Annotated in this window: 27 protein-coding genes; 15 read left to right on the top strand and 12 right to left on the bottom strand. The window is 50.6% G+C overall.

Features of this window, described 5'->3' with window-relative positions:
- Positions 1-12 precede the first annotated feature (12 nt).
- The 3 genes from B157_RS0125480 to feoB all read left to right on the top strand — a co-directional run bounded on the left by B157_RS0125480 (position 13) and on the right by feoB (position 3461).
- Positions 13-777 carry a sulfite exporter TauE/SafE family protein gene (locus B157_RS0125480; RefSeq protein ID WP_026308969.1) on the top strand — a complete coding sequence of 255 codons (765 nt, stop codon included), beginning with the start codon at positions 13-15 and terminating at the stop codon, positions 775-777.
- Positions 778-1056: 279 nt separating this feature from the next.
- Positions 1057-1281, top strand: coding sequence for a FeoA family protein (locus tag B157_RS0125475; protein WP_020606143.1), 225 nt, complete (start codon positions 1057-1059; stop codon positions 1279-1281).
- 59 nt (positions 1282-1340) lie between these two features.
- Positions 1341-3461, top strand: coding sequence for a ferrous iron transport protein B (gene feoB, locus B157_RS0125470; protein WP_020606142.1), 2121 nt, complete (start codon positions 1341-1343; stop codon positions 3459-3461).
- An 83-nt stretch (positions 3462-3544) separates the two neighbouring features.
- On the opposite strand, the gene B157_RS39125 is transcribed toward feoB, so the two are convergent.
- Both B157_RS39125 and B157_RS0125460 read right to left on the bottom strand, forming a co-directional pair.
- Positions 3545-3706: a hypothetical protein gene (locus B157_RS39125; RefSeq protein ID WP_020606141.1), complete on the bottom strand. Its 162-nt coding sequence runs from the start codon at positions 3704-3706 to the stop codon at positions 3545-3547.
- 148 nt (positions 3707-3854) lie between these two features.
- A complete protein-coding gene (locus tag B157_RS0125460) occupies positions 3855-5372 on the bottom strand; it encodes a bifunctional ADP-dependent NAD(P)H-hydrate dehydratase/NAD(P)H-hydrate epimerase (RefSeq protein ID WP_020606140.1) in 1518 nt (505 codons plus the stop codon).
- Positions 5373-5487: 115 nt separating this feature from the next.
- On the opposite strand from B157_RS0125460, the gene rplS reads away from it, so the two are divergent.
- The 3 genes from rplS (at position 5488) to B157_RS0125445 (ending at position 7789) form a co-directional block, all read left to right on the top strand.
- Positions 5488-5868, top strand: a complete 381-nt coding sequence (rplS, locus tag B157_RS0125455; RefSeq protein ID WP_020606139.1) for a 50S ribosomal protein L19 — start codon at positions 5488-5490, stop codon at positions 5866-5868.
- Between the two features lie 129 nt (positions 5869-5997).
- Positions 5998-6792 (top strand): diaminopimelate epimerase, encoded by a 795-nt coding sequence (gene dapF / locus B157_RS0125450; RefSeq protein WP_020606138.1) that lies wholly within the window; start codon positions 5998-6000, stop codon positions 6790-6792.
- Positions 6793-6856: 64 nt separating this feature from the next.
- Complete coding sequence (locus B157_RS0125445) at positions 6857-7789, top strand: bestrophin family protein (protein WP_020606137.1); 933 nt, start codon at positions 6857-6859, stop codon at positions 7787-7789.
- Here the strand turns inward: B157_RS0125445 and B157_RS0125440 are convergent.
- The gene (locus B157_RS0125440; protein ID WP_020606136.1) at positions 7786-8085 is read right to left on the bottom strand and encodes a rhodanese-like domain-containing protein; all 300 of its coding nucleotides are present in this window, start codon (positions 8083-8085) and stop codon (positions 7786-7788) included. The two genes, B157_RS0125445 and B157_RS0125440, sit on opposite strands and share 4 nt — an antisense overlap.
- Before the next feature lie 38 nt (positions 8086-8123).
- Positions 8124-8654, bottom strand: coding sequence for a hypothetical protein (locus tag B157_RS0125435; RefSeq protein ID WP_020606135.1), 531 nt, complete (start codon positions 8652-8654; stop codon positions 8124-8126).
- A gap of 199 nt (positions 8655-8853) precedes the next feature.
- Here B157_RS0125435 and htpG point away from each other — a divergent pair, with 199 nt between their 5' ends.
- The gene (htpG, locus tag B157_RS0125430) at positions 8854-10692 is read left to right on the top strand and encodes a molecular chaperone HtpG (protein WP_020606134.1); all 1839 of its coding nucleotides are present in this window, start codon (positions 8854-8856) and stop codon (positions 10690-10692) included.
- Between the two features lie 171 nt (positions 10693-10863).
- Here the strand turns inward: htpG and B157_RS0125425 are convergent, their stop codons facing one another.
- Both B157_RS0125425 and B157_RS0125420 read right to left on the bottom strand, forming a co-directional pair.
- Complete coding sequence (locus tag B157_RS0125425) at positions 10864-11496, bottom strand: DUF4126 domain-containing protein (protein ID WP_063881405.1); 633 nt, start codon at positions 11494-11496, stop codon at positions 10864-10866.
- A 96-nt stretch (positions 11497-11592) separates the two neighbouring features.
- On the bottom strand, positions 11593-13086 hold the full coding sequence (locus B157_RS0125420; RefSeq protein WP_020606132.1) for an ATP-dependent DNA helicase: 1494 nt from the start codon (positions 13084-13086) through the stop codon (positions 11593-11595).
- A gap of 160 nt (positions 13087-13246) precedes the next feature.
- On the opposite strand from B157_RS0125420, the gene B157_RS0125415 reads away from it, so the two are divergent.
- The 4 genes from B157_RS0125415 to coaD all read left to right on the top strand — a co-directional run bounded on the left by B157_RS0125415 (position 13247) and on the right by coaD (position 15810).
- The gene (locus B157_RS0125415) at positions 13247-13684 is read left to right on the top strand and encodes a CBS domain-containing protein (protein ID WP_020606131.1); all 438 of its coding nucleotides are present in this window, start codon (positions 13247-13249) and stop codon (positions 13682-13684) included.
- 122 nt (positions 13685-13806) lie between these two features.
- Entirely contained in the window at positions 13807-14310 is a 504-nt protein-coding gene (locus B157_RS0125410) for an NUDIX domain-containing protein (RefSeq protein ID WP_020606130.1), read from the top strand.
- A gap of 94 nt (positions 14311-14404) precedes the next feature.
- Entirely contained in the window at positions 14405-15283 is an 879-nt protein-coding gene (locus B157_RS0125405; protein ID WP_020606129.1) for a DUF3822 family protein, read from the top strand.
- A gap of 50 nt (positions 15284-15333) precedes the next feature.
- A complete protein-coding gene (gene coaD / locus B157_RS0125400; protein WP_020606128.1) occupies positions 15334-15810 on the top strand; it encodes a pantetheine-phosphate adenylyltransferase in 477 nt (158 codons plus the stop codon).
- Between the two features lie 34 nt (positions 15811-15844).
- Here the strand turns inward: coaD and B157_RS0125395 are convergent, their stop codons facing one another.
- Positions 15845-16555, bottom strand: a complete 711-nt coding sequence (locus tag B157_RS0125395) for an NUDIX hydrolase (RefSeq protein ID WP_026308967.1) — start codon at positions 16553-16555, stop codon at positions 15845-15847.
- Positions 16556-16674: 119 nt separating this feature from the next.
- On the opposite strand from B157_RS0125395, the gene B157_RS0125390 reads away from it, so the two are divergent.
- Both B157_RS0125390 and B157_RS0125385 read left to right on the top strand, forming a co-directional pair.
- Positions 16675-17964, top strand: a complete 1290-nt coding sequence (locus tag B157_RS0125390) for a hemolysin family protein (RefSeq protein WP_020606126.1) — start codon at positions 16675-16677, stop codon at positions 17962-17964.
- Between the two features lie 63 nt (positions 17965-18027).
- Positions 18028-18357, top strand: coding sequence for a hypothetical protein (locus B157_RS0125385; protein WP_020606125.1), 330 nt, complete (start codon positions 18028-18030; stop codon positions 18355-18357).
- A gap of 21 nt (positions 18358-18378) precedes the next feature.
- On the opposite strand, the gene B157_RS0125380 is transcribed toward B157_RS0125385, so the two are convergent.
- Positions 18379-20130 carry an ABC transporter ATP-binding protein gene (locus B157_RS0125380; RefSeq protein ID WP_026308965.1) on the bottom strand — a complete coding sequence of 584 codons (1752 nt, stop codon included), beginning with the start codon at positions 20128-20130 and terminating at the stop codon, positions 18379-18381.
- A gap of 236 nt (positions 20131-20366) precedes the next feature.
- On the opposite strand from B157_RS0125380, the gene B157_RS0125375 reads away from it, so the two are divergent.
- Positions 20367-21626, top strand: a complete 1260-nt coding sequence (locus B157_RS0125375; RefSeq protein ID WP_020606123.1) for a DUF2264 domain-containing protein — start codon at positions 20367-20369, stop codon at positions 21624-21626.
- A gap of 42 nt (positions 21627-21668) precedes the next feature.
- Here B157_RS0125375 and B157_RS0125370 read toward each other — a convergent pair whose 3' ends face one another.
- Positions 21669-22118, bottom strand: coding sequence for an RES family NAD+ phosphorylase (locus B157_RS0125370; RefSeq protein ID WP_020606122.1), 450 nt, complete (start codon positions 22116-22118; stop codon positions 21669-21671).
- 83 nt (positions 22119-22201) lie between these two features.
- Positions 22202-22642, bottom strand: a complete 441-nt coding sequence (gene parS, locus B157_RS0125365) for a type II RES/Xre toxin-antitoxin system antitoxin (protein WP_020606121.1) — start codon at positions 22640-22642, stop codon at positions 22202-22204.
- Positions 22643-22810: 168 nt separating this feature from the next.
- On the opposite strand from parS, the gene fumC reads away from it, so the two are divergent.
- Complete coding sequence (fumC, locus tag B157_RS0125360) at positions 22811-24205, top strand: class II fumarate hydratase (protein WP_020606120.1); 1395 nt, start codon at positions 22811-22813, stop codon at positions 24203-24205.
- A gap of 62 nt (positions 24206-24267) precedes the next feature.
- Here the strand turns inward: fumC and B157_RS0125355 are convergent, their stop codons facing one another.
- Both B157_RS0125355 and B157_RS0125350 read right to left on the bottom strand, forming a co-directional pair.
- Entirely contained in the window at positions 24268-26052 is a 1785-nt protein-coding gene (locus B157_RS0125355) for a peroxidase family protein (protein ID WP_026308964.1), read from the bottom strand.
- A gap of 244 nt (positions 26053-26296) precedes the next feature.
- Positions 26297-26574: transposase family protein (locus B157_RS0125350; RefSeq protein ID WP_020606118.1), on the bottom strand; the 278-nt coding region annotated here is incomplete at its 5' end.

Below are 26574 nucleotides of genomic sequence, written 5' to 3'. Positions count from 1 at the left end.
CTAATGCGCTTCATGGATTATCATTCTGTTTTTATTCTCTGCGGATTCTCATTTCTGGCGGGTTTTATCGATGCCATTATTGGCGGGGGTGGGTTGATTCAAACACCGGCCATTCTGTTCACCCTGCCGCAATATCCTGTCCCGACGCTCATCGGAACGACTAAAATTCCTTCGCTGGGCGGCAGTCTGATGGGGGCGTTTCAGTACAGCCGACGTGTGGTGGTAGTGGGGAAGTTCATTGCCCCAATGATGGCTATCGCCTTTGTTGCCTCCTGGGCAGGTGCCTGGACGCTGACACGAGTACCGAATAGTTTTATGAAGCCATTCGCACTGGTTATTCTGATCGCGGTATTTATCTATACGCTCACCCAAAAGGGATTCGGGCAGGTGTCGCAACGGCTTGTCACGGCGGAGCAGCAACGCGTACGGATGTGGCTGATGGGGGGCTTGATTGGGTTCTACGATGGCTTTTTTGGGCCGGGAACCGGAAGTTTTCTGGTGCTGGGTTTTATCACCCTGATTGGCTTCGATTTTCTGAAGGCAAGCGCCTACGCCAAACTGGTCAATGCGGCTACGAATCTATCCTGCACGCTGTTTTTTGCCAACAAAGGCTACATTCTGTACGCGTTTGCTTTCCCTATGGCAGTGGCCAATCTGTCGGGGGCGTTTCTGGGAGCACGGCTGGCTATCCTGAAAGGCAATCGCTTTATCCGGGTATTCTTTCTAGTCGTCATTGCCGCCACTATTCTGCGGTTTGCCTGGGATTTGCTGAAATAACGGGGAAGGGATCAATAGTTTCCTTCTGTAATTACCGACCAGGAGTGGCCCTGCCTGGAATGCCCGGCAGGGTGTGACTAGTATCAGCGTCCGGTAACTAAGAAGTTATTAGCCACAGGTTTAAATATCCGTGACCGGTGATCATTGCCTGAATGGACCAGACCAGGGGCGTTGGTATTTTTACAAATCGTTCTTGCATAGAAAAACTTTCCGTTGTAATCTTGCGTTAATTAAATTGAATCTAAATAAAAACAGCCGCTTCAAACCGGCACCAGGGCCATGAGCAAACGTAGCGTAGCTGACCTGAAAATTGGAGAACGAGCCACCATTCAGTCGTTCAACAATCAGTTGATGTCGTTAAAATTGCTCGAAATGGGCTGCTTGCCCGGTGCTGAAGTATGCCTTCACAGCAAAGCCCCGCTCGGCGACCCTATTTGCCTGAAGGTAGGCGGATACTGTCTGGCCATGCGTAAATCCGAAGCGTCCACCATGCTTGTCGAATAGTTTGCTGGTTTGTGGTAATGATTCGTTCGCCACAAACCGCGATCACAAATCATACATAGTTGAGTGCCCCCATCATTGCCCTTATCGGCAACCCGAACGCCGGTAAATCGTCGCTGTTCAATCAACTGACCGGCCTGCGTCAGAAAACGGGTAACTTTCCCGGTGTCACGGTAGATAAGAAATCCGGTACGTGGCCTCTGGATGCCCAGACTTCTGCTACTGTCGTTGATCTCCCTGGTGTCTATTCCATTTACCCCAAGTCGCTGGATGAGCAGGTCGTAACCGATATTCTGGCTAACCCCGCCCATCCCGATTACCCCAATGTTGCCATTGTTGTTGTCGATGCATCCAATCTGCATCGGAACCTGCTCCTGTTTACACAGGTCGCCGATTTGGGCGTGCCTGCGGTGCTGGCGCTTAACATGCTCGATGTCGCCCAGAAACAGGGGAAAGATGTCAATGCCGTACGACTGGCTATGCGTTTGGGCATCCCCATTGTTCGGATCAACGCCCGCACCGGCGAAGGACTGGATAAGCTCAAACAGGCCGTACAGGGCCAAATGAAGGAGCCGGTGTTACCGCCCAGCCTGTTCTTCGACCCTGCCGACGGGGCTGCCGAACTGATTGCGGAAACAAGAAAAGACTACACCCTCAATAGTAACTACCTCGCCTTACAGTACCTGATTCAGCACGACGGTTTCTCCTTTCTGAATCAATCCCAGCGGGTCGGGCTTGATACCCTCATTGACCGGTACGGGTTTAGCGAACAGACGTTTCAGGCCGACGAAACCATTACCCGTTACAAACGTATTGCTCCCATTGTATCGGAGGCCGTTACGGAACAAAATGCTGCCGATACGCCAACCTGGAGCCAGCAACTGGATCGTTTTCTACTCCATCCGGTTTGGGGCTACACTATTTTTGCCTTTGTTCTGCTGCTGATTTTTCAGGCCATTTTTGCCTGGGCACAACCGTTCATGGATGGCATCGATACGGGCGTAGCCTGGCTCAATGGGCAACTGAAGACAAACCTGCCTGCCGGACCTCTTACTGATTTGCTTACCGATGGGGTAATGGCTGGTATTGGGGGCGTGCTGGTCTTTGTACCGCAGATCGCTTTTTTGTTTTTGCTGATAGCGCTACTCGAAGAATCGGGTTACATGGCTCGGGTGATGGTTATTATGGACCGGATCATGCGGAAGTTTGGCCTGAACGGACGGAGTGTCGTACCCCTTATTTCGGGCGTAGCCTGTGCGGTACCGGCCATTATGGCTACCCGAAGCATTGGCACCCGGCGCGACCGGCTCATCACGATTCTGGTAACGCCCCTTATGAGCTGTGCTGCCCGGTTACCGATTTACACTATTCTGATTGCGCTGGTTGTGCCAGACCGTCGTATTCTCGGACTATTCAACTTACAGGGGCTGGCCCTGATGAGTTTGTACCTGCTGGGTTTGGTCAGTGCCATAGCGTCTGCTGCTATCCTGAAACTCTTCCTCCGTACCAAGGAGACCAGCTTTTTTATTATGGAGTTGCCCACCTTTAAACTACCCCGCTGGAACCACGTTGCCCTGACGGTGTGGGAGAGTGTGCGTTCGTTTGTTTGGGAAGCGGGGCGGGTTATCCTGGCAATCTCTATCGTACTTTGGGTACTGGCAAGCTACGGACCCGGCAACTCGATGGAACAGGCCGAGACTCGTGCGCGTGAACAAAGCGCCACCCTGACGGGCGATGCGTTACAGAACCGTATCGCTTCCGAACGACTGGAAGCCTCCTACGCCGGTCAGTTTGGCCATTTTATCGAACCCGCTATTCGGCCACTGGGTTACGACTGGAAAATTGGTATTGCCCTGCTGAGTTCTTTCGCGGCCCGCGAAGTGTTCGTCGGGACGATGTCGACCATCTACAGCATTGGTGGGGGCGACGGGGAAGATGACGGCGGTATAACCATCCGTGAGCGACTCCGGCAGGAGCGGAACCCGGCAACTGGCGGACCGATGTACACCCCGGCGCTGGCCTGGTCATTGCTGGTGTTCTACGTATTCGCTATGATGTGCATGAGCACTCTGGCCGCTACGCAGCGCGAAACAAAAAGCTGGAAATGGCCCGCTGTTCAGTTGGGGTATATGATGGCTCTGGCCTACCTCGCAGCTTTTGCTACCTATCAACTGATGAAATAAAAAGAGAACAACGGAGAAAAGACGCTGGATTGAAGACAATTTCTACAACAGAAATTCTTTCGTCCAGCGTCTTTTCTCGTTGTTCACCACAGCAAACCCTGCGATACCAGCGGATAAATATGGTAGATAATATACACCAGCAAAGCGGCTGCCAGGCTACCTAAAGCGGTTGTATAATCGAAGTTAGACCGGCCTCTGCGCGAAGGGTTTTCAGGCTGCCAGTCTCGATGCGTTCCGTATTTCATGGTGTGTCAATATGGGTGTTTGTTCCGATACAAATTTCGGGAACGGCCTGTTGCAAAAACAGGGGAGAAACCCCGGTTTTCTTTGCCACGTAGAAATACGTTATCCGACCAAAATCAACACGTCAAAACCGGGAAATTACACCCGGCTTCAATCCCACCGAAGCGCTTCGATGACGTCTGAGGCAATCATGCCGGTTTGACCGCGTTGTTCGGCTACCCGATCACCCGCCAGTCCGTGTGCGTACACACCCAGCACGGCCGCTTCAATGGGGTCATAGCCCTGGGCCAGCAGGGCCGTCAGTATACCGGTTAGTACATCCCCCGTTCCGCCCGTGCTCAGACCCGGATTGCCCGTTGAGTTGAAATGAATATCGCCACCGGGCGTAGCAACGGCCGTATGGGCTCCTTTCAGTACAACGACAATTTTATAGGTCTGGGCAAACTGCCGCAGCATATCCAGCTTCTGGTAATCGTTATCCCACTTGTTTGTTAACCGCTCAAACTCTTTGGGGTGCGGAGTCAGTATGCTGTCGGGGGGCAGTTTCTTCAGCAACTCGCGGTTTTCGGCCAGTAAGTTCAGCGCGTCAGCGTCGATAACCATGGGTTTTTTCAACCCGTTCAGTAGTGTCTTCAGCATCTCCAGTGTTTCGGGTGCTTTGCCAATGCCGGGGCCAATACCCACAGTAGCGTAACTGGCCAGGTCAGGACTTTCTGCTTTTCCCGTACTGGTTTCCGGGTTGCCGGTTAGCACATGCTGATGGCTGTCGGGAAGGCACATGGCTTCTGGTACCGCTGTTTGCAGGATAGTGTATCCACACTGGGGAACCTGCACCGTCAGTAACCCCACCCCCGACCGTAGGCAGGCTTTCGCGGCCAGCACAGCGGCTCCTATTTTCCCGTAGCTACCCACCAATAGCAACGCATGGCCAAACGTTCCTTTGTTGGAGTAACGGTTTCTTTTTTTTAGTAACAGCCGGGCATCCTGCGCCTGCGTAAAATAATAAGGGGTAGGAGCCTTGTCGATAAATCGTTTGTGCAGGCGAATATCAACAAACTGCCAGTCACCTACGTAGCGGCTATTATCGGGGAGCATGAAGGCCAGTTTGGGCAACTGAAAGGTGACTGTGTAATCGGGTTCGATAATGACATCGTTCGGGGCATTGGGCTTGTCTGTATATAACCCACTGGCAATATCAACCGAAATAACCGTAGCCGGTGAGCGGTTGATCTGCTCGATCACCTGTTGAACAATGCCATCGGCCGGGCGCGACAGACCCGAGCCCAGAATGGCATCGATAACCACCTCGTTGTGGCGAAGAGCCGGGATATCCTGGCCTGATTCGATATACCGGATCGTTTCGGTGATGAGTTTGAGCCGCCGGTGGTTGTGCATGAAGTCATCGGATTCGCGGGGGGCGTAGCGGACAACGCATACCTCGATGGCGTATTCCCGCTCCAGCAACAGTCGGGCAATGGCCAGTCCATCCCCCCCATTGTTGCCCAATCCGCAAAAAACTTTGATGGGGGTTGTAACGGGAAAATGCTCTGCCAGCCAGTCTACAAACGTAAGGGCTGCCCGCTCCATTAAATTGATGGGCGCGATGGGTTCTTTTTCGATGGTTGCCTGATCAAGGGCACGTATCTGATCAACGTTAAGTATTTTCATTGGCCTGGTGTCAGGTTAAACGAGGTAATTTTACAAAAGTATTTTCTTGCGCCGAGAAATTTACTATCTTTGCGGCTCATTTCGCAAATAGTTATCTGGCGATTTATATACGGTCATGAGCGAGTTAATAAAATTAGTAGAGGCAGACAACGCGCAGCGTCGCACAGAGTTGCCCACATTCCGGGCGGGTGATACGGTGAACGTTCACGTTAAAATCCGCGAAGGAAACAAAGAGCGTATCCAGGTCTTCACGGGCACGGTTATTCAGCGTCGGAATCCAAGCAGCGGTGGTGAAACCTTTACTGTTCGTAAGATATCGAACGGCATTGGTGTCGAGCGTATCTTCCCGCTGCTGTCGCCCAACGTCGACAAAGTTGAGATAGTTCGTATGGGCAAAGTCCGTCGGGCCCGTCTGTTTTATCTACGTGGCCGTCAGGGTAAAGCTGCTCGTGTTAAAGAGCGGAAGCCAAAGGCGAAGGTAGTAGCAGCAGCGTAGTTTCCTGCCTGTCAGAAAAAGATCAAAGCTGCCCAAAAGGGTGGCTTTTTTTGTTAGTCGGCAGGGAACGTAATCCCGCCCGGCCGGTTTCAACGGATAAAACGTACGTTTCAATGCGTACCAGACAGTATGGAATTTTTCAAGTATCAGGGTACAGGAAACGATTTTGTCATGATCGATGATCGGGTCCGGCCTGGCCGGAACAAGTCATTTCCTGCCGGTAATCAGGAATTAATCAGGCAAATCTGTCATCGACGGTTTGGTATAGGAGCCGATGGGCTCATTCTGCTCCAGAACGATGATGACTATGATTTTCGGATGGTGTATTTCAATGCCGACGGTGCAGAAGGCAGCATGTGTGGTAATGGCGGGCGGTGTATCGTCCGGTTTGCCCATGACCTGGGGTTGTTCACCGACAAAACCCGATTCCGGGCTGTTGATGGCGAACACCTGGCCGAAGTACACGGGGACGAAATATTTCTGAAAATGAGCGACGTATCGGGTATCGAAGACCGAAGCGGCATGTCCTTTCTGCATACCGGCTCTCCGCACGTTGTTCGCTTTGTTACTGATCTGGACGATACCGATGCGGTGAACGTGGTTGCCGACGGGCGGAAAGTAAGGCACGACGACCGTTTTTCGCCGGGGGGGACAAACGTTAACTTTGTGCAGATACTTGACGGGAATACGCTGTATGTCAGGACTTACGAGCGGGGTGTGGAAGATGAAACCTACTCCTGCGGCACTGGCGTAACGGCGGTTGCGCTGGTGGCCTATCAGCAGGAGGGTATTCATAGTCCGACCGTTATCAAAACCCTGGGTGGTAATCTACGGGTGTCGTTTAATCCATTGCCCAATGGTGCTTTTGATAACATCTACCTGATTGGACCGGCCCGACAGGTTTTTGCCGGTGAAATGCTTTAGACACATACTTACACTGAACAATGCGTATGGACAGTCCGTTAGTAATTGAGTTTATTGCAAGGTTATGATTGTTTACAAAAAGAAAGACTGGTTCTCGGCTATCTGGCACTTTCATACCGGCCCTACGGCAAGGAGGCTGGTACGTCGATTAATCATCGTATTCATCTACGTACTGGTAATCACGGTCGTTGAACTGAACTACGTGGACCTTCGGCTGAAAGATACGCCCGCATCCTTTTGGGGAGCTATGGGTATTCTGTTAAGCTTACTCCTGATCTTTCGCACCAATACCGCCTACGACCGCTTTTATGAAGGGCGTCGTACCTGGGGCGTTCTGGTGAATAACTGCCGAAACTTAGCCATTTATTTCAACGCCGTTTTTCCGGCGGACGATACCGAGAATCGACTCTTTTTTGCCCGAACGATTGCAAATTTTCCTTTTGCCCTCCGCAATCATCTGCGCGATGTGAAGACGCTGGATGATCTGGAAGAAACGGAGGAAATGCCTGAAAATCAATCTCTGGAAGAGTTTGATCACAAGCCTGCCGGGGTATCGAGCCAGCTCAGAATACGTACCGAAACCCTCTATCGAAAAGGCTACCTGTCTAACTCGCAGCACATCAACGTGAATGGGTATCTGACAACCCTGATGGACGTTTGTGGTATCTGCGAACGCATCAAAAGTACACCAATTCCGTTTTCGTACCAGTTGTTTATCCGACTGTTTATTTTGCTGTATGTGGCTGTGTTGCCCTTCACCGTCATTGACTTTTACGGCTATCTGACCATTCCGGCCGTGGTACTGACATCGTATATTCTGGTTGGGCTGGAAATGATTGGCGAAGAGATTGAAGACCCGTTCGGGCTTGAACGAAACGATCTGCCACTCAGTCAGTTATCGCAGTTGATCCGGGTTAACGTTCACGATATTTTGCAGATCCCCCTGCCACACGTCGAAAAGCAGGCAGCCAAACCGGGTTTTACGGTTGTGAGTTAGTCCACCGCTTCCACTAAGCCACCGTGCAGGTGGTAAATACTCTTGTTCTGTAACGCTGGCTGGCGCAGGAAATCCTTGGCCGCTACCCGGCTTCGAACGCCGTTAGTGCAGATCACAATCAGGGACTGGTAAGGGAGTAGTTCGGCTTTTCGGGCGCGGATGTCGGGCAGGGGTATGTTTAGCCCGCCAATATTGAACTCGTCAAATTCCCACTCATCACGCACATCTACCACGGCGGTGTTGGGCTGTTGGCGCAGGGCTTCAACGTCTGGAAGGGAGATGTCGGTATAGGTCATTATATCAATAACAGGCCTGTGGGGCTAATGGTTGGTCATTACTTCTTACTGGCAGCCTTCCCGAACGGACCGTACTGCACGGTCCATTCTTCGCCGTAAATGGACGCGTACGTAACCGTCAGACGGAATTGTTTGCGTTTCTCCAGAAACAGCCGCGTAGCTTCTTTACCCTTTACGTCTATCAGTCGTTTTTTTTCTCCCTGAGGAATTACATCCTCCACATCCAGCTCACTGTAATCCAGGGAAAAAGTACTGTCTTTCACTGCGTTGGTAGTGAGAGCATAGGTAACATATTCGTTCATGCTCTGGTACGGTTTGCCCGCCTGCTCAATGGTTACGTCTTTGATAATGGCCGGACCGATGCCTACGTTACGGATGTCTAACCAGTAAAAGTCGCCATCGTTGAAATAGGCGTTGCTAATGACCAGTTTTGGCCATACAGACGTACTTTGCTGTTGTCGGGACAGCATGGTCTGGTAGACTGATAAAAAAAGGGCACAGACGCTGACGATGGTGGCCGTAATGGAAATAATAGTGTTGCTGTCGAGTCGTTGTCGTTGTTTTGCCATGGTCTTACCGGAGAACAGTGTCTGACTCTACCACCCCGAAGAGTGAACGATGCGGAGGGAAAGTGCTTTAGGTGCCAATATAAGGCTTATTGATAAGCGAAGTATTGGTGGGAAGCTGTCAATCTGTCAGCAATGGACAGGCTGGAACAGGATTTGAAGGCTCACTGTCAATACCAAAATCTATTATCACTTTAACCTTATGGAAGCCGTACAAAACGAAAAGGGAGAAAAGGGTCAGATTTCGATTCATACCGAGAATATTTTTCCCATCATTAAGAAATTCCTTTACTCCGACCACGAAATATTCCTGCGCGAGTTAGTGTCCAATGCGGTTGATGCTACGCAGAAACTACGTCAGCTTTCCTCATTCGGCGAATTTGGGGGCGAACTGGGCGAACTGAAAGTAACCGTGTCTCTGGACGAGGAAGCCAAAACCATTACCGTTTCTGACAATGGTATCGGCATGACTGCCGACGAGGTGAAGAAGTATATCAACCAGATTGCTTTCTCCGGCGCATCCGATTTTCTGGAAAAATACAAAGATAAAACCGACGATAAAGGCCAGATAATCGGTCATTTTGGCCTGGGTTTCTACTCGGCCTTTATGGTGGCCGAACGGGTCGATATTGTTACGAAGTCGTTCCGGGAAGGGGCCGAAAGTGTGCGCTGGACCTGCGATGGCTCTACCGAGTTTGAACTGACTCCTACCGAAAAGGCTGAACGGGGCACGGACATTATCCTGCACATTGCCCCCGATTCCGAGGAGTTCCTGAACAAGGACCGTATTCAGCGTATCCTGGATAAGTACGCCCGCTTCCTGCCGACGCCGGTTGAGTTCGACGGGAAGGTGGTAAACAACACCACGCCCATCTGGACGAAGTCGCCATCTGAACTGACCGACGAAGACTACAAGACGTTTTACCGCGAACTGTACCCGATGAGTGAGGAACCGCTGTTCTGGATTCACCTCAACGTCGATTATCCATTCAACCTGACGGGGATTCTGTACTTCCCCCGTATCAAAAACGAACTGCGGTTTCAGCGCGAGAAAATTCAGCTATACAGCCGTCAGGTGTTCATCACCGACGAGGTGAAGGACGTAGTGCCCGATTTCCTGATGATGCTACACGGCGTTATCGACTCGCCCGATATTCCGCTCAACGTGTCCCGGAGTTTCCTGCAGGCTGACTCGAACGTCAAGAAAATCAACGGCTACATCACCCGCAAAGTAGCCGATAAACTCAACGACCTGTTCAACGCCGACCGCAAAGCGTTTGAAGAGAAATTCGATGATATCGGTCTGTTCATCAAGTACGGTATCCTGAGCGACGACAAGTTCTGGGAGAAGGCTAAAAACTTCGTGTTGCTCAAAAATACGGAAGGGGTTTACACGACCATCGACGAGTACCGCGAGAAAGTTCAGGCTAACCAGACCGACAAAAACGAAACGCTGGTAGTGCTGTATACCAGCGACCGTAAACAACAGGATGCCTACGTGGAATCGGCCATCCGGCGCGGTTACGACGTGTTGCTGATGGACAATGTCATCGATGCCCACTTTATCAATGCGCTGGAGCAGAAACTCGAGAAAGTGCATTTCCAGCGCGTCGATGCCGATACCCTCGATAAGATTATCGACAAGGGGCTGAATAACGAAAGCGTTCTGTCGGAAGATGACAAAACCAAACTGAAGGAAGTATTCAATCAAGTGTTGGACAACAAAATGCTGAATGTCAGCATCGAAGCCCAGCCTACCGACGAACTGCCCGTTACCATCACGCAGCCAGAGTTTATGCGCCGGATGAAGGACATGTCGGCCCTGTCGGGTGAACAGTCCATGTACGGCAACTTCCCGATGATGCACAATGTAGTCGTAAACGGAAACCACCCGCTGATTGGCCGTATCCTGGCTGAAGCAGACGGTGATAACCAGAAAGCGATGGTGAAACAGGTGTATGATCTGGCTTTGCTATCCCAGAATATGCTGACAGGAGCCGATCTAACCGCCTTCGTGCGCCGGACGGTAGCGCAGTTGTAAGCGTAGCCATTTAACAGTCATTCCCGGTCATTGGTAGTCATTCAACAGCCACTTGCTGAATGAACACCAGTGACCGGGAATGTTTTTTGCCTGAAACTACCCGTAACGTACCTGTATTGTATCCATACAGGGTGCAATCGTTCAGGTAGTACGTTCACGAAACTCCTCTTTTTACGGCCTCCCGTTGTTACTGCGGGGTATCTGGCTGAGGGGGTTGCCTGCCTGTTTTGGAGTACGGCTGAACCAGATTTTTCGTTTGGCCGCCAGTTGACTCATGATAAACAACAATATCAGGCCGATAACAATGGCCGTGACCAGCGGCAGCAAAATACTACAGATAGATAGCACGATAGACGCGATGTTTTCGCCGGAGGCTACCACGGGGTTGGCCAGCCCGCCCGTAGTGGCGGAGGAACCGAGCCGAAGCAAACTAGTGCCCGCCTGAACGATTCCCGCCGAACTCCCGCCCAGTATCAAACCCAGGCCCCAGTGCAACACCGGGTTGTCGATGTGTAGGAAAGACGTACTGAGTATGGTGCCGGCAATGATGGAGGTTGGCGTAGCAATGGTATCCAGTACATTATCGAGCCAGGGAACGTAATAGGCTCCCACTTCCAGCATGGTAGCCACTAAAAGCCCAAATAGGGCAGGCCAGGTGCCCAGCCACTCAAAACCGGCCATCGTACCGATAAAGCCGAATTTTGTGGCAGCACTGGCAATGAGCAACGGCACAAAGATGCGAAAGCCACAACAGGCAGCTAACCCAACGCCGATGCAGGCGCTCATAATCCAATCGAGAGACATACGAGTTCTTGGTTTATCGTTTGCGAGGTTTACGACGGGGCGCTGGTGCGGTTGCGTCTGTTCCGTCAGTAAATCTCAAACTGTAAACCGAACATCTTAGTTAAAAAATTGTGCATTAAAGTTCATCAGGAAGGCTTCGTCGGTGGCGCGGGTCAGGGCGGTGTACAGCCAGCGCACAAACTCATCGTTCACCTGACCATCGGGCAAAAAGCCCTGATCGACAAACACGGCACTCCACTGTCCGCCCTGCGCCTTGTGGCAGGTGAGAGCATAGGCAAACTTGACCTGCAAGGCGTTCAGGTACGGGTCGCGCCTGATGGCTTCGGATCGTTCTTTCTTGCTCTTGATGTAGAAATAATCTTTCATCACGCTTTCGTACAGGGCTTTGTACTGATCGGAAGCCAGCGACGGAACGGACGTGTGCAGGGTGTCGAGCATAATTTTGGCGTCGAAATCGGGCTGGTCCTCGTAGTCTACCAGGCGCAGCGTGACGGTGGCAAACCGGAAGCCGTGCATGTCTTCTTTATTGCGGATTTTCTGCACCTCCGCAAATTCGCCATTGGCCAGAAAACCCGCCGGCGATTCTTCATCCAGGATGGTGTAATTATTCCGGGCAATCATCAGCATATCGCCCGCGTCGAGTTCTTCTTCGCACTGGTCAATCATCCGCCGGACAAATTGATTGTACTGAACCGCCGTTTTATTGGACCGGCAGATGATGGCCGTGTTCTCCCGGCCGTATTTGTCATACGCATACCGGATGCCATCTTCCAGTTTGGTCAGCGGCATTTTGAAGATGTCATTGAACGACCGGACATTGAGCTGAATGGCCGGCGTGTCGGCTGAGGAAACCGTTGGCTTATCGCTCAACAGCGCATCAAATCCAACAGCTTTAGGCGTGGGTGAGCCGTCGTTGTCCAGCAGCATCCGCAGGCCGGTGGCGTTGTACAGAATACCGGATTCTTCATCCTGCCGCATCACCTCGGTCAACTCCTGCTCGTACACCGTCATGTCGAACGCACTGGCCAGGAATCCCCGGTCCAGTGCGGGGCTCAACTCCCGGCCAACGGGGGGCAACTGAGCCGTATCGCCCACGAGCAGCAGTTTGTTGCCCGGATTCTCGAAAACGAAATCAATCAGGTCAGTCAGAAGCCCTTTGCCGCCAAAATCCGCTTCGTCCGAAATCATGGAAGCCTCATCCACAATGAAGAGCGTATCTTCGTGGTAGTTTTTCTGCCGTTGAAACGCCAGCGTTCCCGACCCTGGGTCCGCTACCTGCCGATATATTTTTCGGTGGATTGTCTGGGCAGATTTTTTGGCGTAGCTGGTCATCACTTTTGCCGCCCGACCCGTGGGTGCCAGTAGTACAGACTTATACCCAAATCGGGGTAATACCTTAATCAGGGTACCAACGAGTGTGGTTTTGCCGGTACCGGCGTAACCCCGCAGCAGGAAGCAGTCCCGGTAGTGTTCAAAGTCTTCGTGGGTGATGAACGTACCAATCTGTTCAAAGAATTGTGACTGGCCGGGGGTGGGTTTAAAGGGGAAACGTTTAGCCAGCAATTGAGCGGCTGTTTGGGTTTCGTTCATGCTTCTAAGGTACAAAAAAGGGCAGAAAGGAAAAAGTGAAAAGTAGCCCTTTGCGAAGTGGGAGCCACTACGTTTCAGGTTTTTTTTACCCTTTCCGTTCTTTCCCTTTCACCCTTTCTTCTTTTTTAGTATTTTCACCCACAACTAAATCCTTCCAGCAATGAATATTCGTCACATACTCCAGGGCAAAACGATCAATGCGCTGTTTTCCGTTTCCTCCGACAAAACCGTACTGGATGCACTCCGGCTCATGGCCGAAAAAAATATTGGGGCTGTACTGGTTATCGACGAAGGGGTGCTCACGGGGATTTTCTCTGAGCGGGACTATGCCCGAAAAGTGATCCTGAAAGACCGCCACTCCGACGGTACGCTCATTGCTGACGTGATGACGGCTAATGTAATTACCATTGGGCCTGATCAAAGCATCGAGGAATGTATGCAGATCATGTCGGACAAACATATACGGCACCTGCCCGTTATGGACCAGGGAGAGTTGATCGGTATTATCTCGATCAATGACGTAGTATCGGCTATTATTGTCGACCAGAAAACCCGGATCGATTCCCTCGAAAGCTACATTTCAGGAAGTCCGTATTGATCGGGGCCGCCCGTGCGGTATGGTATAGGATGTAGGATGTACGTTCAGGGTGAATATACACAATACATCATTTATCATTCATCATTAAAACTTACCTTTGCGTCCCCAAATTAGTATTGACCATGACGCAGGTAATGGATGTAGACAAGCCCCGCGAGGAGGTGCTGAAATTATATGGCAACCGGCTTCGGCTCCGGGTGTGCGGATTGTACCGGGAAGAGGACCGTTTGCTGATGGTCAAACACCGGGGTATCGGGCCGACCGATACGTTCTGGTGCCCGCCGGGTGGTGGCCCGCAATTCAATGAAACGGCTCCCAGTGCATTGGTCCGGGAATTTGTGGAAGAAACTGGCCTGGACGTGGAAATTGGTGATATGCTATTCGTGAATGAGTTCATACAGCCTCCCCTTCATGCTATGGAACTGTTCTTCCACGTCCGGGTAACGGGCGGCTCGTTAAGGCAGGGTTTCGACCCTGAAATGAGTGCCGACGGGCAGATTATAGACGAGGTGCGGTTGATGAGTTTTGACGAAATAAAAGCGTATCCACCCACCGACGTTCACGCCCTGTTTCAGTACTGCCAGTCGATGGATGATGTTTTTCGGCTCCGTGGCTATTTACAATAAAGATATACTACCAAGGGCTCCCTCTTTTTACCGCTCTCTTTAACCGATAAATGTAACTCTTTACTTTCTAGTCTGCCCATTTGTGCCAACCACTGTGACCCTTGCTCCCAAGACAACCATACGTACGTCCTCGTTCGATCCAGGAAAAATCGGAAAATCGGTTTTATGCCTGGAAGTAGGACAGGACCGGTTTCAGCTACTGGTGCGGGACACAGGTGGACAGGCTTCGTGCCTTGAAGACTACCGATTTTCATCACTATCGACCGACCAGTCCTTACTGGGCGTTCTGCCCGATGTGTTTCGCAACCACGAGATACTATTGGCAGGACCCTGGCAGGAAATTCGGATTGGTATTAATTCGGCCTCATTCACGCTGATACCCGAACCGCTTTTTCGCAAAGAATATGCGGCTAGTTATCTGGCCTTGATGCGAGGAAGTCTTCTGCCTCCCCATGAGTTCGCCCAGGTATACGCGCACAAAGCAGACGACTTTTTGTCCGTTTTCAACCTGGAGCACCCCTTGTTTAATTATTTTTCGGAAATGTATCCGCTCCAGCCGCTCGTTTTCGTTCACCAGACCAGTGCCCTCATCCAGGCTACGGCCGATCTGGATCGCCGGTCGCTAACGGCTGGTAGTATTTACCTCTATTTTGAAGATGAATTCGTAACAATACTGTATTGGAAGGAACATCAATTGCGCTACTGCAACCGGTTTGGTTATAAAAATGTGCAGGATTTAGCGTATTATATTCTTTATGTGCTTGATGAACAAAGCCTGGCTGCCGGTGCCGTTCCCATTTCTCTATTTGGTGAGATTACTCCTTTTTCGGAAGCCTATTCGGAATTGAGTCGTTTCCTGCCCAGCCTGTCATTCGGTACGGTGCCTGCTGGTTTAACGCTGGCACCTGAATTCAGCGACCTGCCCGATCACCGGTATTTGAGTTTGTACGGATTAGGTTTATTAAACGAATGAGCGGGATAAAATCTGTTCAGGCTGCTCATTCGTTCACTCACTAACACCTGATGAAAAGAATTGCCTTGTTTCCCGGCTCGTTTGATCCCTTTACAAAAGGTCATGAAGATATTGTACTGCGGGGCCTGCGGTTGTTTGATGAAGTCGTGATTGGTATTGGGCGAAATACCCGTAAAGAGCGCTATTTCCCGCTGGAGCAGATGACGCAGTTAATTGAACGTGCTTTTCGCCATCAATCGGCCGTGCGTATCATTACCTATGAAGATTTAACGGCTAATGTAGCGCGGGAAATCAACGCGAAGTTTATTCTTCGGGGGCTGCGTAACACCACTGATTTTGAATACGAGAATGGCATCTCGCAGGTTAACCGGTACATCTATGAAGATTTGGATACCGTGTTTTTGATTACCTCCCCGCAACTGGCTCCTATCAGTTCAAGCATTATTCGTGACCTGCACCGCTACGGTCAGCAGGTAGACGAGTTCCTGCCGTATAAATTACAGGAACCCGTGAGTCGTGAGGAGTAAAAGCAACAGGGCAGTCAAAACGGCTGGACAGCGTCTAACTTTTAACGCCCATCGTCTGTAGTTGATCAATAACGTACCGAATTGAGCTAAAGGAATTGGTCAGGGCCAGCTTCGTGTCACGCCGGTTAAACCAGGCTAGTTTCTCGATATCTTCATCAAACTGCGGAGCCATCCGGCTATCGTCCAGTACGCCCATCTGATACCATTTGGTCCGTTTTAAAATCCGGTTACCGTTAAGGGTATAGGTATGCCAGGTGGTGCAGATTCGCTGATTGACGGATACTTTAACGCCGGTCTCCTCCCGAACTTCGCGGGCGGCTCCCATTCGGGAGGATTCGCCGGGATCTAATTTCCCTTTTGGCAAATCCCAGACGCCCCGCCGGAACATCAGTAGCATTTTGTCGCCCTTAAGCACTACACCACCAGCCGCTTTAATTACCTTGAATGGCTTTTTGATGGCTTCTTCGCAGGCTTCTTTGTCCAGACAGCCCAGGGTTACGGAAAGCATATAACTGGCATCGGCTTTCTGAAGCAGCGCCAGTAATTTGCTGACGGTAGTAGGGGTGGCGTTCAGAACCAGCAGGTGACCGTGCAGCACATCGTCCCTGAGCAACTCTAAACGGGCATCCACAACTTCGTCATACTCCGTCACTGGCGGGCCATTTTCCGAGGCTGGATCCGTTAATTGAGCAGCGGCTTTCGGACCTACAAGCCGGATGGGGCGGTCATTTATAAAAACAATCATTAGAACAATAAGCAGTTCAAACCGTAAAAGTAATGAAACTGCTACTCTGTCGCACATAAGAATCGGTTGGAAAGCAGTTCAGTTTCTATATTTTTGCAACAGGCCAACTTTATCCCTTTGTGGAACTACTCATTATTTTACTGCTGACGATTGTGAATGGGGTGTTCTCAATGTCAGAAATTGCGCTAGTCTCCTCCCGCAAGTCGAAGTTAGAAACAGCTGCCCGGAACGGTGATCGTCGGGCACAGGTAGCCCTCGACCTGTCGAATTCACCTAATCGGTTTCTGTCAACGGTGCAGATCGGCATTACGCTGATCGGTATTTTGCTGGGTATTTTTTCGGGCGATAAACTCACCACCGATGTGCAGGCGTTTGTTGCCCGGATTGATATTGTCCAGCCATACGCTCATTCCATTGCGGTGGTACTGGTGTTGCTGCTGCTCACGTATATGTCGCTTGTTTTTGGTGAACTGGTGCCAAAACGGATTGGGCTATCAAATCCGGAAGGTATCTCCAAAACGATGGCTGCGCCAATGATTTTCCTCTCTAAAGTAACGTCGCCGTTCATTGCGTTGCTTACCCTTTCTAGTGACTTGCTGCTTAAGTTGTTGAATATCAAGCCAAATGCCAGTTCGGTAACGGAGGAGGAAATTAAAAGTCTGATTCAGGAGGGCACCTCGGGGGGGGCCATCGAAGAGATTGAACAGGAGATTGTTCAGAACGTGTTCCAACTCGGCGACCGTAAGATTACCTCGCTGATGACCAACCGCCAGGAAATTATCTACCTCGATCTGGAAGATGAAACGGCCGAAAATAAGGCGAAGATACTGGACTATAAGCATTCCGTTTATCCGCTTTGCAACGGCGGGGTAGATGAAGTTGTTGGCCTGATTTATACGAAAGACTTTCTGGGGCGCGATTTTGACGTGGAGTTAACGCGCCTTCAGGACATGAAGCGCGATGTCCTGTTTATCCCCGAAAACAACCGCGCCTATCAGGTACTGGAGCGGTTTAGGGAACGCCGGCAGTATGTCGGCATGATTGTAGACGAGTACGGCGGGGTGCTCGGTATCATTACCATCAACGATATTCTGGATGTGCTGGTAGGAGACATCAACGACGATACCCATTCCGATTACGAGATTCGGGAGCGCGAAGACGGTAGTTTTCTGATTGATGCCCAGTTGCCCTTTGAGGATTTTCTATCTTATTTTTCGATCACGATCAACGCCCAGACCAAACGTGAGCTAACGGGTTTCGATACGTTGGGCGGCTTTGCCCTCCATATTCTGAAAGATATTCCCCAAACCGGCGAAACTTTCATTTGGCACGCCTACCAGTTCGAAATTATCGACATGGACAAAAGCAGGATCGATAAGATAATGGTGACGAAATTAACGGAGGAATGATCCTGTCATCAAACACCAATCCCCGTTTGCTGGTTATGGTTGCGTACTAAACGCAACGACGCCATGCGATACCTCATGCCCGATTCCAGTAAAATGACCGGCGGTGATGCCAGCAAACGCCCAGTCGAAACGGTTCCTACCGGTATGGAAACCGATCCGCATGCTGATGAAGAGGTAATCAACCAGCACACGGACACGGAATATCCTGAACCTGTCCGGAAGCCCGGCGAATCCGCTAAAATTGCCCCCGATGATCTGGCCGATTCCATTGCCTATGCGCTGGATGGCAGCGGGCCCGGTCCTACCAATGCAAAACCCAATGTAGCAGGCCACTCCGTCATTACGGAAGGTACAACGGGCAGTGGGCTGGAAGAGGAGGAAAGGATTGCCTGAACAGACCCGGGAAGTAAACTCTTACACCACTTCTTTGTACTGCATTCGGTACAGATTGGCGTAAAAACCCTCGTGCTGTAGCAGTTCCTCGTGGCTGCCCTGCTCCACAATGCGTCCTTTATCGACCACAATGATGTTGTTGGCTTTCTGGATGGTCGATAACCGGTGAGCAATCACGATAGCGGTGCGCCCTTTCATCAGCTTACCGATGGCATCCTGAATCATCTCCTCCGTTTCGGTATCGACGGATGAAGTAGCTTCGTCGAGCACGATAATTTTTGGATTCTGCACCATCGCCCGCACGAAGGATATCAACTGTCGCTGTCCCACCGACAGGGTAGAGCCGCGCTCCATGACGTTGTATTCGTAGCCACCCGGCAGGCGTTCGATGAATTCGTGAACCCCCACCAGTTTAGCCGCTTCCACGATTTGCTCCCGCGTGATTCGTTTATCACCCAGCGTGATGTTATTTTCAATGGAGTCAGAGAACAGAAACACATCCTGCAACACAACGCCGATATTCCGGCGCAGATGACCCAGTTCATAGTCGTGAACGTCGACATCATCAATCCAGATATCACCTTTGTTGATGTCGTAGAAACGGCTCAGCAGGTTGATGATGGATGACTTGCCCGCACCGGTAGCGCCCACAAACGCGATGGTTTCGCCCGCATTGGCCTGGAACGAAATGTCGCGCAATACCCAGTCTTCATCATTGTAAGCAAACCAGACATCCTTAAATTCCACCTTCCCCTGAATCGTTTCGGGGGCGAAATGGCCATCGTTGCGGGTGTAATCGTCACTATCCAGCAATTTCAGAATCCGGTCGGTACTGACAATGCCCATTTGCAGGGTATTGAACCGGTCGGCCAGCATCCGGATGGGACGGAAAAAAAGGTTGATAAACATCACGAAAGCGGTGACCGTACCAAACGTAACGTCCGAATGAATAATCTGGGTCGACCCGTACCAGACAACCATCCCCACTGCCACCGCCGAAATAATATCGGCCACGGGGTAGTAAATAGAGTAATAGAGGATAGACCGGATGTTGGCCGCCCGATGCTCGTCATTGATGACCCTAAACTTCTCGGCCTCAATTTTTTCGCTGCCGAAAATCTGAACGATGTTCATCCCCGTAATATGCTCCTGCACGAATGAATTCAGGTTGGCAACGGCCGTACGCACATTATTGAACGACTTCTTGATTTTCTCTTTGAAAACGTAGGTGCTGAACAGCATGAGTGGGATGGTCGACAGGCTGATGGCCGCCAGGCGCCAGTCGGTATAGAACATAACCCCGATAATCAGAACCAGTTGCAGGATATCGCCCGCAATGGCGGCCATTCCCTGACTGAACACATCGGCCAGCGTTTCAACGTCCGATATAGCGCGGGTAACCAGTCGGCCAATGGGGGTATTGTCGAAAAACTTAAGCCGGAGAAATAGTATTTTCTGGTATAACTGCACCCGAATGTCGCGGATAACGAATTGTCCCAGCCAGCCCGACAGGTAAGTGTTCAAAAACTGAACAACGGCCTGAACGATCAATACGCCAATCATCAGCACCAGCATCAGGGTTAGCTGCTGGTAATTACCCATCGCAATGATATTGTCGATGGTATAGCGAATCAGCAGCGGTGCCAGAGGGGCTAAACAGGCGGAAACCAGGATGGTACCAACCAGCAGGTAGAAACGGGTTTGATAGGGCTGAACAAACGTATAAAGACGTCGCAAAATAGCCCAGTCAAAAATTTGTCCGGTGGCCGGCACTCCAGCACTGGCAGTAGGTGTTCCAACGGTGGCCGGTACTCCGGTGGCCGCCGGTTCGGTTTTTTTCTGATCTTGGCTCACAGGTAAACGGAAAGGGCAAGTGTTGGATTTGTAACAGTGTTTTTACCCTGAACGGTTCAGCTAACCGGTATTTGCGCTTCGAATGACACCGTATTTATCAGTAAAATTCAGGGGTAGTCGCTTTCTTGAAAAGTACCTGCTTAACCATTGATTCTATGAAACGACGGACCTTTGCCCGGCTTGCGGCTACCTTACCCATTAGTTTCCACGCAGTCGGCGGAGCGATAGACCAAAACAAGGCCTTACCTGTTAGGGCGAATGCAACTGGAACAGAAGACCGTGCATACTGGTTGCAAACACTATTGAAAGTAGCCGATCCGGTTCTGTCCGCACTGGCAAAAAATCAGTTGAAAGCGACCATGCCGGTAGAATCGGCACCGGGGCAGCAGGCAGGCCGACTGGTTGTGTCGCATCTGGAAGCACTCGGGCGCACTATGGCAGGCCTAGCGCCCTGGCTGGAATTAAACGCTGATGATGATGTGCAGGAAAGCAGTTCACGCCAGCGATACCTTGACCTGTCCCGACAGGCCATTGCCAACGGTGTTAACCCGAAAGCACCCGATTACTTAAATTTCACCAATGGTGGTCAGCCGCTGGTCGATGCGGCTTTTCTGGCGCACGGTCTTGTTCGCTCCCCCAAGCTATGGCATGCGCTAAGCACTGTCGAACAAGCCAATGTTATCAACGCATTGCAGGCCAGCCGGGTGATTAAACCCGGTTATAACAACTGGCTTTTATTCAGTGCAATGGTGGAAGCCGCTTTGTTGAAATATGCCGGTTATGGCGATGAACTACGGATGGATTACGCCATTCGTCAGCATCAGGCCTGGTACAAAGGCGATGGGACCTACGGTGATGGTCCCGATTTCCACTGGGATTATTACAACAGCTACGTGATTCAGCCCATGCTGCTCGATGTCGTAAAGACGCTGTCGAATGCCGGAAAAGCAGACAAAGGCCTGTATGAAACGCTATTGGCTCGTGCCCAGCGGTACGCCATGATACAGGAAAGGCTTATTTGTGCGGATGGGTCCTTTGCCGCTTTCGGTCGATCGCTGGCGTACCGTTGCGGGGCCTTTCAGTTACTGGCCCAGCTTGCCCTGCAACAGGAATTACCCCCGGAACTGCCGGCCGGACAGGTACGCTCGGCCCTGACTGCCGTTATTCATCGGACTATGGATGCGCCCGGTACGTTCGATGCCAAGGGATGGCTTCAGATTGGCCTTTGCGGGCATCAGCCTTCCATTGGCGAAACGTATATCTCAACGGGTAGTTTGTACCTGTGCTCGGTTGCTTTTTTGCCACTGGGCCTGTCTGCTTCTGAACCGTTCTGGTCGGCTCCCGAGATGCCCTGGACCGCCAAAACAATCTGGTCGGGACAGGACGTGAAAACAGATCGTGCCCTGAAGGGATAGGTGTGATATCAAACAGGACATTCATCCGAAACCATCTGCTGCTTATTTCAGCCGGGAATCGAAGGGGTGAGGCTCTACACTGATTAACTTCAGCGTCGCGTGTTCGGGGTGGAGTGGATTGAGCAGGTAATTAAACTCGGTGGGTGAGTGCACAGATGGAACGCGCATGATCCAGCATTTACGTTCGGCAATCCATTGGTCGGTTATATCCGCCAATTCATCCAGATAAGGCCATTTTTGCCAGTTTACAGGTAATATTGCCGGGTCTATAGCGATACTAGAGGCTTCATCAGGTAGGCTTACAAACACCAGCGATCTGCCGTGTGGGAGACTGGGTGAGTGCGCTAATACTTCCAGTTTGGCTAATGAAACTTGTTCTGTTAAGTAAACGATAGGCGTTCCCTGTCGATTCCAGCGACCTGAAGTAAACACCTCCCCCGACCCATTAAGATCGGTGGCATAGCGATCATCCGTAATTCGATAGAGTATCATGAATCAAATCTAGTTTCCAATGATGTTCGACCTTTTCTTTCCTTCTTTTGTAGTACCTGTACTTTTTAGGAAAGAAATACGAATCAGGAAAAGACTCCATGAAGAATTCGGTTCAGCTCATCCATTACTTGCTGCCGCCCAATCATCAAATCCAGCATATCGGCAGGGCGTTGATTTCCTATAGCTGGTATCCTGGTTTGTAGCCAGTTCTCAAAATTAGCTTTATTTCTAAACACATCTATACCCTTTGCATACAGTTCCGATAATGAAATAGCTTTCTCCGTTTCGTCTTTTGTTAGAATGGCTTTTGCCCGAATCCGCCGTTGGTACGTGCTCTCGGAGATAGACAGAATATGACTCATTTCTTTATTGGTAAAACCGAAGTTGTTTTGCAGGAAAGCGACCGACTCTATCGGTAAACCTTCCTTAAAGATTTCAATCAGGTCAAATTCGTGCCGAACCGGACGCTTTACGAATCGATCCCCTCCCAATCCTTCCATAATTTTTCGAACAGATACCTGCATAGTAATTTGCTGGTTTTAATACTGTCAATTGACACCAGCCAGACAAAGATAATAATTCCTTGCAACCCTGTTGGCCTGACAATTACCTTTGCAACGTAGAGAGCGAATGTATGGTTATCCATCATTTTTCATTCGTTCATTCACTAATTCGCTCATTCAAAATTGATTATGGAATACCGTATTGAAAAAGACACCATGGGCCAGGTTCAGGTACCGGCCAATGTGTATTGGGGAGCCCAGACTCAACGCTCCATCGAAAACTTCAAAATTGCGCAGGACATCAATAAAATGCCCCGCGAGATTATCCGGGCGTTTGCATACCTCAAAAAAGCGGCTGCGCTGACCAACCTCGATGCGGGCGTGTTAACCCAGGAAAAAAGCGACCTCATTGGGCAGGCCTGCGACGAAATTCTGGCCGGTACACTTGATGACCAGTTTCCGCTGGTGGTCTGGCAAACAGGGTCGGGAACGCAGTCGAACATGAACGTCAATGAAGTGGTGGCCTACTGGGGTCACGTACTCCAGGGTGGTCAGCTGACTGACGAGAAGAAGTTTCTTCACCCCAACGACGATGTGAATAAATCGCAGTCGAGCAACGATACGTTCCCGACGGCTATGCACATTGCAGCCTATAAAATCCTGCTGGACGTAACCATTCCGGGTATCACCAAATTGCGTGACACCCTGGCTGCCAAGTCGAAGCAGTTCATGCACATTGTTAAAATTGGCCGGACGCACTTCATGGATGCCACACCCCTGACGGTAGGGCAGGAGTTTTCTGGTTACGTTTCGCAACTGGATCACGGGCTGCGGGCCATCAATAATTCGCTGGCTCACCTGAGCGAGCTGGCCCTGGGTGGTACCGCCGTGGGTACAGGTATTAACACGCCCCCCAATTATTCGGAGAACGTTGCGAAGCATATTGCCACCGTAACGGGTCTGCCGTTCGTAACGGCTGAAAATAAGTTTGAAGCCCTGGCTGCGCACGATGCCATTGTAGAAGCCCACGGTGCGCTGAAAACCGTTGCCGCCAGCCTGATGAAAATCGGGAACGATATCCGGATGCTGTCGTCGGGACCACGGGCGGGTATCGGTGAACTGCATATTCCGGATAACGAGCCGGGTTCATCCATCATGCCGGGCAAGGTAAACCCAACCCAGTGCGAAGCCATGACGATGGTGGCCGCGCAGGTAATGGGCAACGACGTAGCCATTAACATTGGCGGTATGAGCGGCCATTTTGAATTGAACGTGTTCAAGCCGGTCATGATTTTTAACTTCCTGCACTCGGCCCGGCTCATTGGCGATGTGTGCGTATCGTTCAACGACAAGTGTGCGGAGGGTATCGAACCCATCGAAGCCAATATCAAAAAGCACGTCGATTCGTCGCTGATGCTGGTAACGGCGCTGAATACAAAAATCGGTTACTACAAAGCTGCCGAAATTGCCCAGACCGCTCATAAAAATGGTTCGACCCTGAAAGAAACTGCCCTCAAACTCGGCTACCTGACGGAGGAAGAGTTTGACGAGTGGGTAAAACCGGAAGATATGGTGGGTATCTAACATAATTGCTCTGACTGATTGGCTATTCTTCCAACCAGTCAGAGCAATTACATTTCTTAAACCTAGCTATGTTTGAGCGGGTATTTAAGATCGTTGATCGCGTACTTGATAAAGTCGGGCATGTCGAATTTGGCTCCTTTGCCAATGGAAGGTGTCCAGGCTGGAGCCTCACGTAACACTGAATGGCCGTCGTCTAGTAGCATCCCCACCAGCGTTTCAACAATAATCCGACTGCCTACTTCGCCAAGCTGGATGGGGGGGGCTTTCTCGCTACTGCCATCCTCGTTGCCACCTTTCTCGTTCCACTCGTGCTGGGCTTCGGCCAGAACATAATACCAGAGCGGAGCTTTGTTTTTGAACTCGCTGTCCAGCGAAACGAGCGTGGGTGACTTTTCGTAATCCGCCTTGTTTGTCGCTTTTCCAACCCGAAGTTTTTCGTCCTTAATAGGGATGAGGCCCATAAGCTGGGCCACGTCTTGACCCGAAGGAAGGCTCATAGACATTCCCCGGAGTAAATTACGCAACGCCAGATTGGGTATTTCCCGTTTCCGGGCAGTTGCCTGCAGCTTCGCAATATCGTCAAGGGGTGGGGTAGCTTTCACATCAGAGAACTCCGGCAAAAATGCCAATGGATTGACCAGGGATGTATCGATCTTGTAAGAGGGTTGCGTACGCTCCTTCCCAAATCGTTTGTCCTTATCTTCAGTGAGATCGAAAAATAAATTCCAGTCGATACCCCATTCGGCCGGAAATTCATCGAAACCATTGAGTCCCCGGTCTTTCAAGCCAGCAAAAATAAACTGACGGCCGTCGATACCCCGATCTTTCTCATTAGGATCCGTAGTATCCGGATCGTTGCCACCGGTCAGTTTGGTATTTAGCCGGTAAATTGGGCGAACCATGGAGTGGCCGAATCGATACGCGGCTGCTGCAAATTCAATAGGCATAAACGCATCATGCTTGGGTTTATAAAAGCGCAGTTTGGGGGGGTGATCAAAGATTGACCCTTCAACAAAGTGAGGTAACACGCTTTCAATGACATCTTTTCGGGCGATTTTATACAGAAAGTCGTGCAGAATGACGTACTGATAATGCCAGCGTACATGACGTTGCACTTCACCAAAATCCATATCTGGGTTGTCGGTAGCAAACCGATTGTGGAATTTCAGGAACACGCCGTGCAATTGACTGATAATGACGTTTTCGTCGTTCCGTTTGTCGCCAATCAGTGCCCGGTGATAGGTTTTACCGTTTGGATCGGTCCAGGTATGACGGGGTAAATCATCGCCAATGTGTTTGCCTCCTTTGCCTTCGGTCAGCTTACGGCCAAGCTGAAATAGCCGGACGTTGCCATGCCGGTCTCTTCCCTGGTACATATAGGGCTGGTCGTTCGGGCCACCACCATATACTGAATCGAGATCAAGCTGGGGAGTACGAAAGTCGACAAGGGCATTTACATCGTTTCGTTTTTGCAGGCTACTGGCTGGGTCAAACGTAATATCGTGGTCGATAAACTGGCCCAAGTAGGTGTAACCGGCATCGATACCACTGTTCTCTTCGTCATCCTGTAGGCGCTTTTTCGGGTCTTCAGGCGGTGCGAAAGGTAATTTGCGATGTGTTTCATCTACCTCCGGTGGCGATACCATGCCCGGTGTTTCAATGGCTCCCTCAACTAATACCCGACCGGTACCAGCCAGTTTTTTCAGCGCATCCTCACTCCAGGCTGCGGGTGGCAGGCTACGGAACATACGTCCAAATCGTCCTTCTGCCTGTGAAGAACGCCGGTCAAAATCATCGCCACGGACTCCGCCATGTGAAGGGTCAGTTTTATGTGGAATAGTATTCATAAGTTTCTTTTGGAGATAATTAAGAACAAAAGTCTAAGAAATTTTTTTCACCTAAAAGGGGGAAAATACCCATTTTTAAGGAGAGAATACTATCCAAAAAAAGCTTGCTAATCGATTATCTTAAGCACTGATTCGCTTTTAGTTAGATTAAAATAGAATTAAAAATTAGATCCGATCAGGACGGATACGCTAAGTTAAAGTCCGCTCATTAAGCAAGAAATATATTAGAGTTGGTGTAAGTTGATTATGAGAGGGTTAGATTCCAAAGGCCCGCACAGACGCCTAACAGTCTGTCTAACACCGCAGTTACTTTCAGCCGATTTCTGTTTACCAAAATACGATAGCGTTTCATCCCGCCCAAACTATGTTCAATCACCACCCGCTCACCATTGACGGCTTTGTTATGCGCCTTCTGAACCACACTCAGCTCATTGCTCAGCCCCTTTTTGACCCGCTTCCGTTTGTGAGCTAGCACCGCCCGCTCACTGCGGTACTCATCAGCAAAACCCTGAAAACCTAAAT

This window comes from Spirosoma spitsbergense DSM 19989 (assembly GCF_000374085.1).
Classification (GTDB): domain Bacteria; phylum Bacteroidota; class Bacteroidia; order Cytophagales; family Spirosomataceae; genus Spirosoma; species Spirosoma spitsbergense.
This window is presented reverse-complemented; position numbering and strand designations above follow the sequence as displayed.

Coding starts and splice junctions, on each gene's coding strand:
- B157_RS0125395 (WP_026308967.1), bottom strand. CDS start 16,555: ATGATTGTTTTTATAAATGACCGCCCCATCCGGCTTGTAGGTCCGAAA.
- rplS (WP_020606139.1), top strand. CDS start 5,488: ATGAGCGAGTTAATAAAATTAGTAGAGGCAGACAACGCGCAGCGTCGC.
- B157_RS0125385 (WP_020606125.1), top strand. CDS start 18,028: ATGCGATACCTCATGCCCGATTCCAGTAAAATGACCGGCGGTGATGCC.
- parS (WP_020606121.1), bottom strand. CDS start 22,642: ATGCAGGTATCTGTTCGAAAAATTATGGAAGGATTGGGAGGGGATCGA.
- coaD (WP_020606128.1), top strand. CDS start 15,334: ATGAAAAGAATTGCCTTGTTTCCCGGCTCGTTTGATCCCTTTACAAAA.
- B157_RS0125375 (WP_020606123.1), top strand. CDS start 20,367: ATGAAACGACGGACCTTTGCCCGGCTTGCGGCTACCTTACCCATTAGT.
- B157_RS0125425 (WP_063881405.1), bottom strand. CDS start 11,496: ATGTCTCTCGATTGGATTATGAGCGCCTGCATCGGCGTTGGGTTAGCT.
- B157_RS39125 (WP_020606141.1), bottom strand. CDS start 3,706: ATGAAATACGGAACGCATCGAGACTGGCAGCCTGAAAACCCTTCGCGC.
- B157_RS0125415 (WP_020606131.1), top strand. CDS start 13,247: ATGAATATTCGTCACATACTCCAGGGCAAAACGATCAATGCGCTGTTT.
- B157_RS0125370 (WP_020606122.1), bottom strand. CDS start 22,118: ATGATACTCTATCGAATTACGGATGATCGCTATGCCACCGATCTTAAT.
- B157_RS0125410 (WP_020606130.1), top strand. CDS start 13,807: ATGACGCAGGTAATGGATGTAGACAAGCCCCGCGAGGAGGTGCTGAAA.
- htpG (WP_020606134.1), top strand. CDS start 8,854: ATGGAAGCCGTACAAAACGAAAAGGGAGAAAAGGGTCAGATTTCGATT.
- B157_RS0125480 (WP_026308969.1), top strand. CDS start 13: ATGGATTATCATTCTGTTTTTATTCTCTGCGGATTCTCATTTCTGGCG.
- B157_RS0125435 (WP_020606135.1), bottom strand. CDS start 8,654: ATGGCAAAACAACGACAACGACTCGACAGCAACACTATTATTTCCATT.
- B157_RS0125475 (WP_020606143.1), top strand. CDS start 1,057: ATGAGCAAACGTAGCGTAGCTGACCTGAAAATTGGAGAACGAGCCACC.
- fumC (WP_020606120.1), top strand. CDS start 22,811: ATGGAATACCGTATTGAAAAAGACACCATGGGCCAGGTTCAGGTACCG.
- dapF (WP_020606138.1), top strand. CDS start 5,998: ATGGAATTTTTCAAGTATCAGGGTACAGGAAACGATTTTGTCATGATC.
- B157_RS0125420 (WP_020606132.1), bottom strand. CDS start 13,086: ATGAACGAAACCCAAACAGCCGCTCAATTGCTGGCTAAACGTTTCCCC.
- B157_RS0125445 (WP_020606137.1), top strand. CDS start 6,857: ATGATTGTTTACAAAAAGAAAGACTGGTTCTCGGCTATCTGGCACTTT.
- B157_RS0125355 (WP_026308964.1), bottom strand. CDS start 26,052: ATGAATACTATTCCACATAAAACTGACCCTTCACATGGCGGAGTCCGT.
- B157_RS0125440 (WP_020606136.1), bottom strand. CDS start 8,085: ATGACCTATACCGACATCTCCCTTCCAGACGTTGAAGCCCTGCGCCAA.
- B157_RS0125460 (WP_020606140.1), bottom strand. CDS start 5,372: ATGAAAATACTTAACGTTGATCAGATACGTGCCCTTGATCAGGCAACC.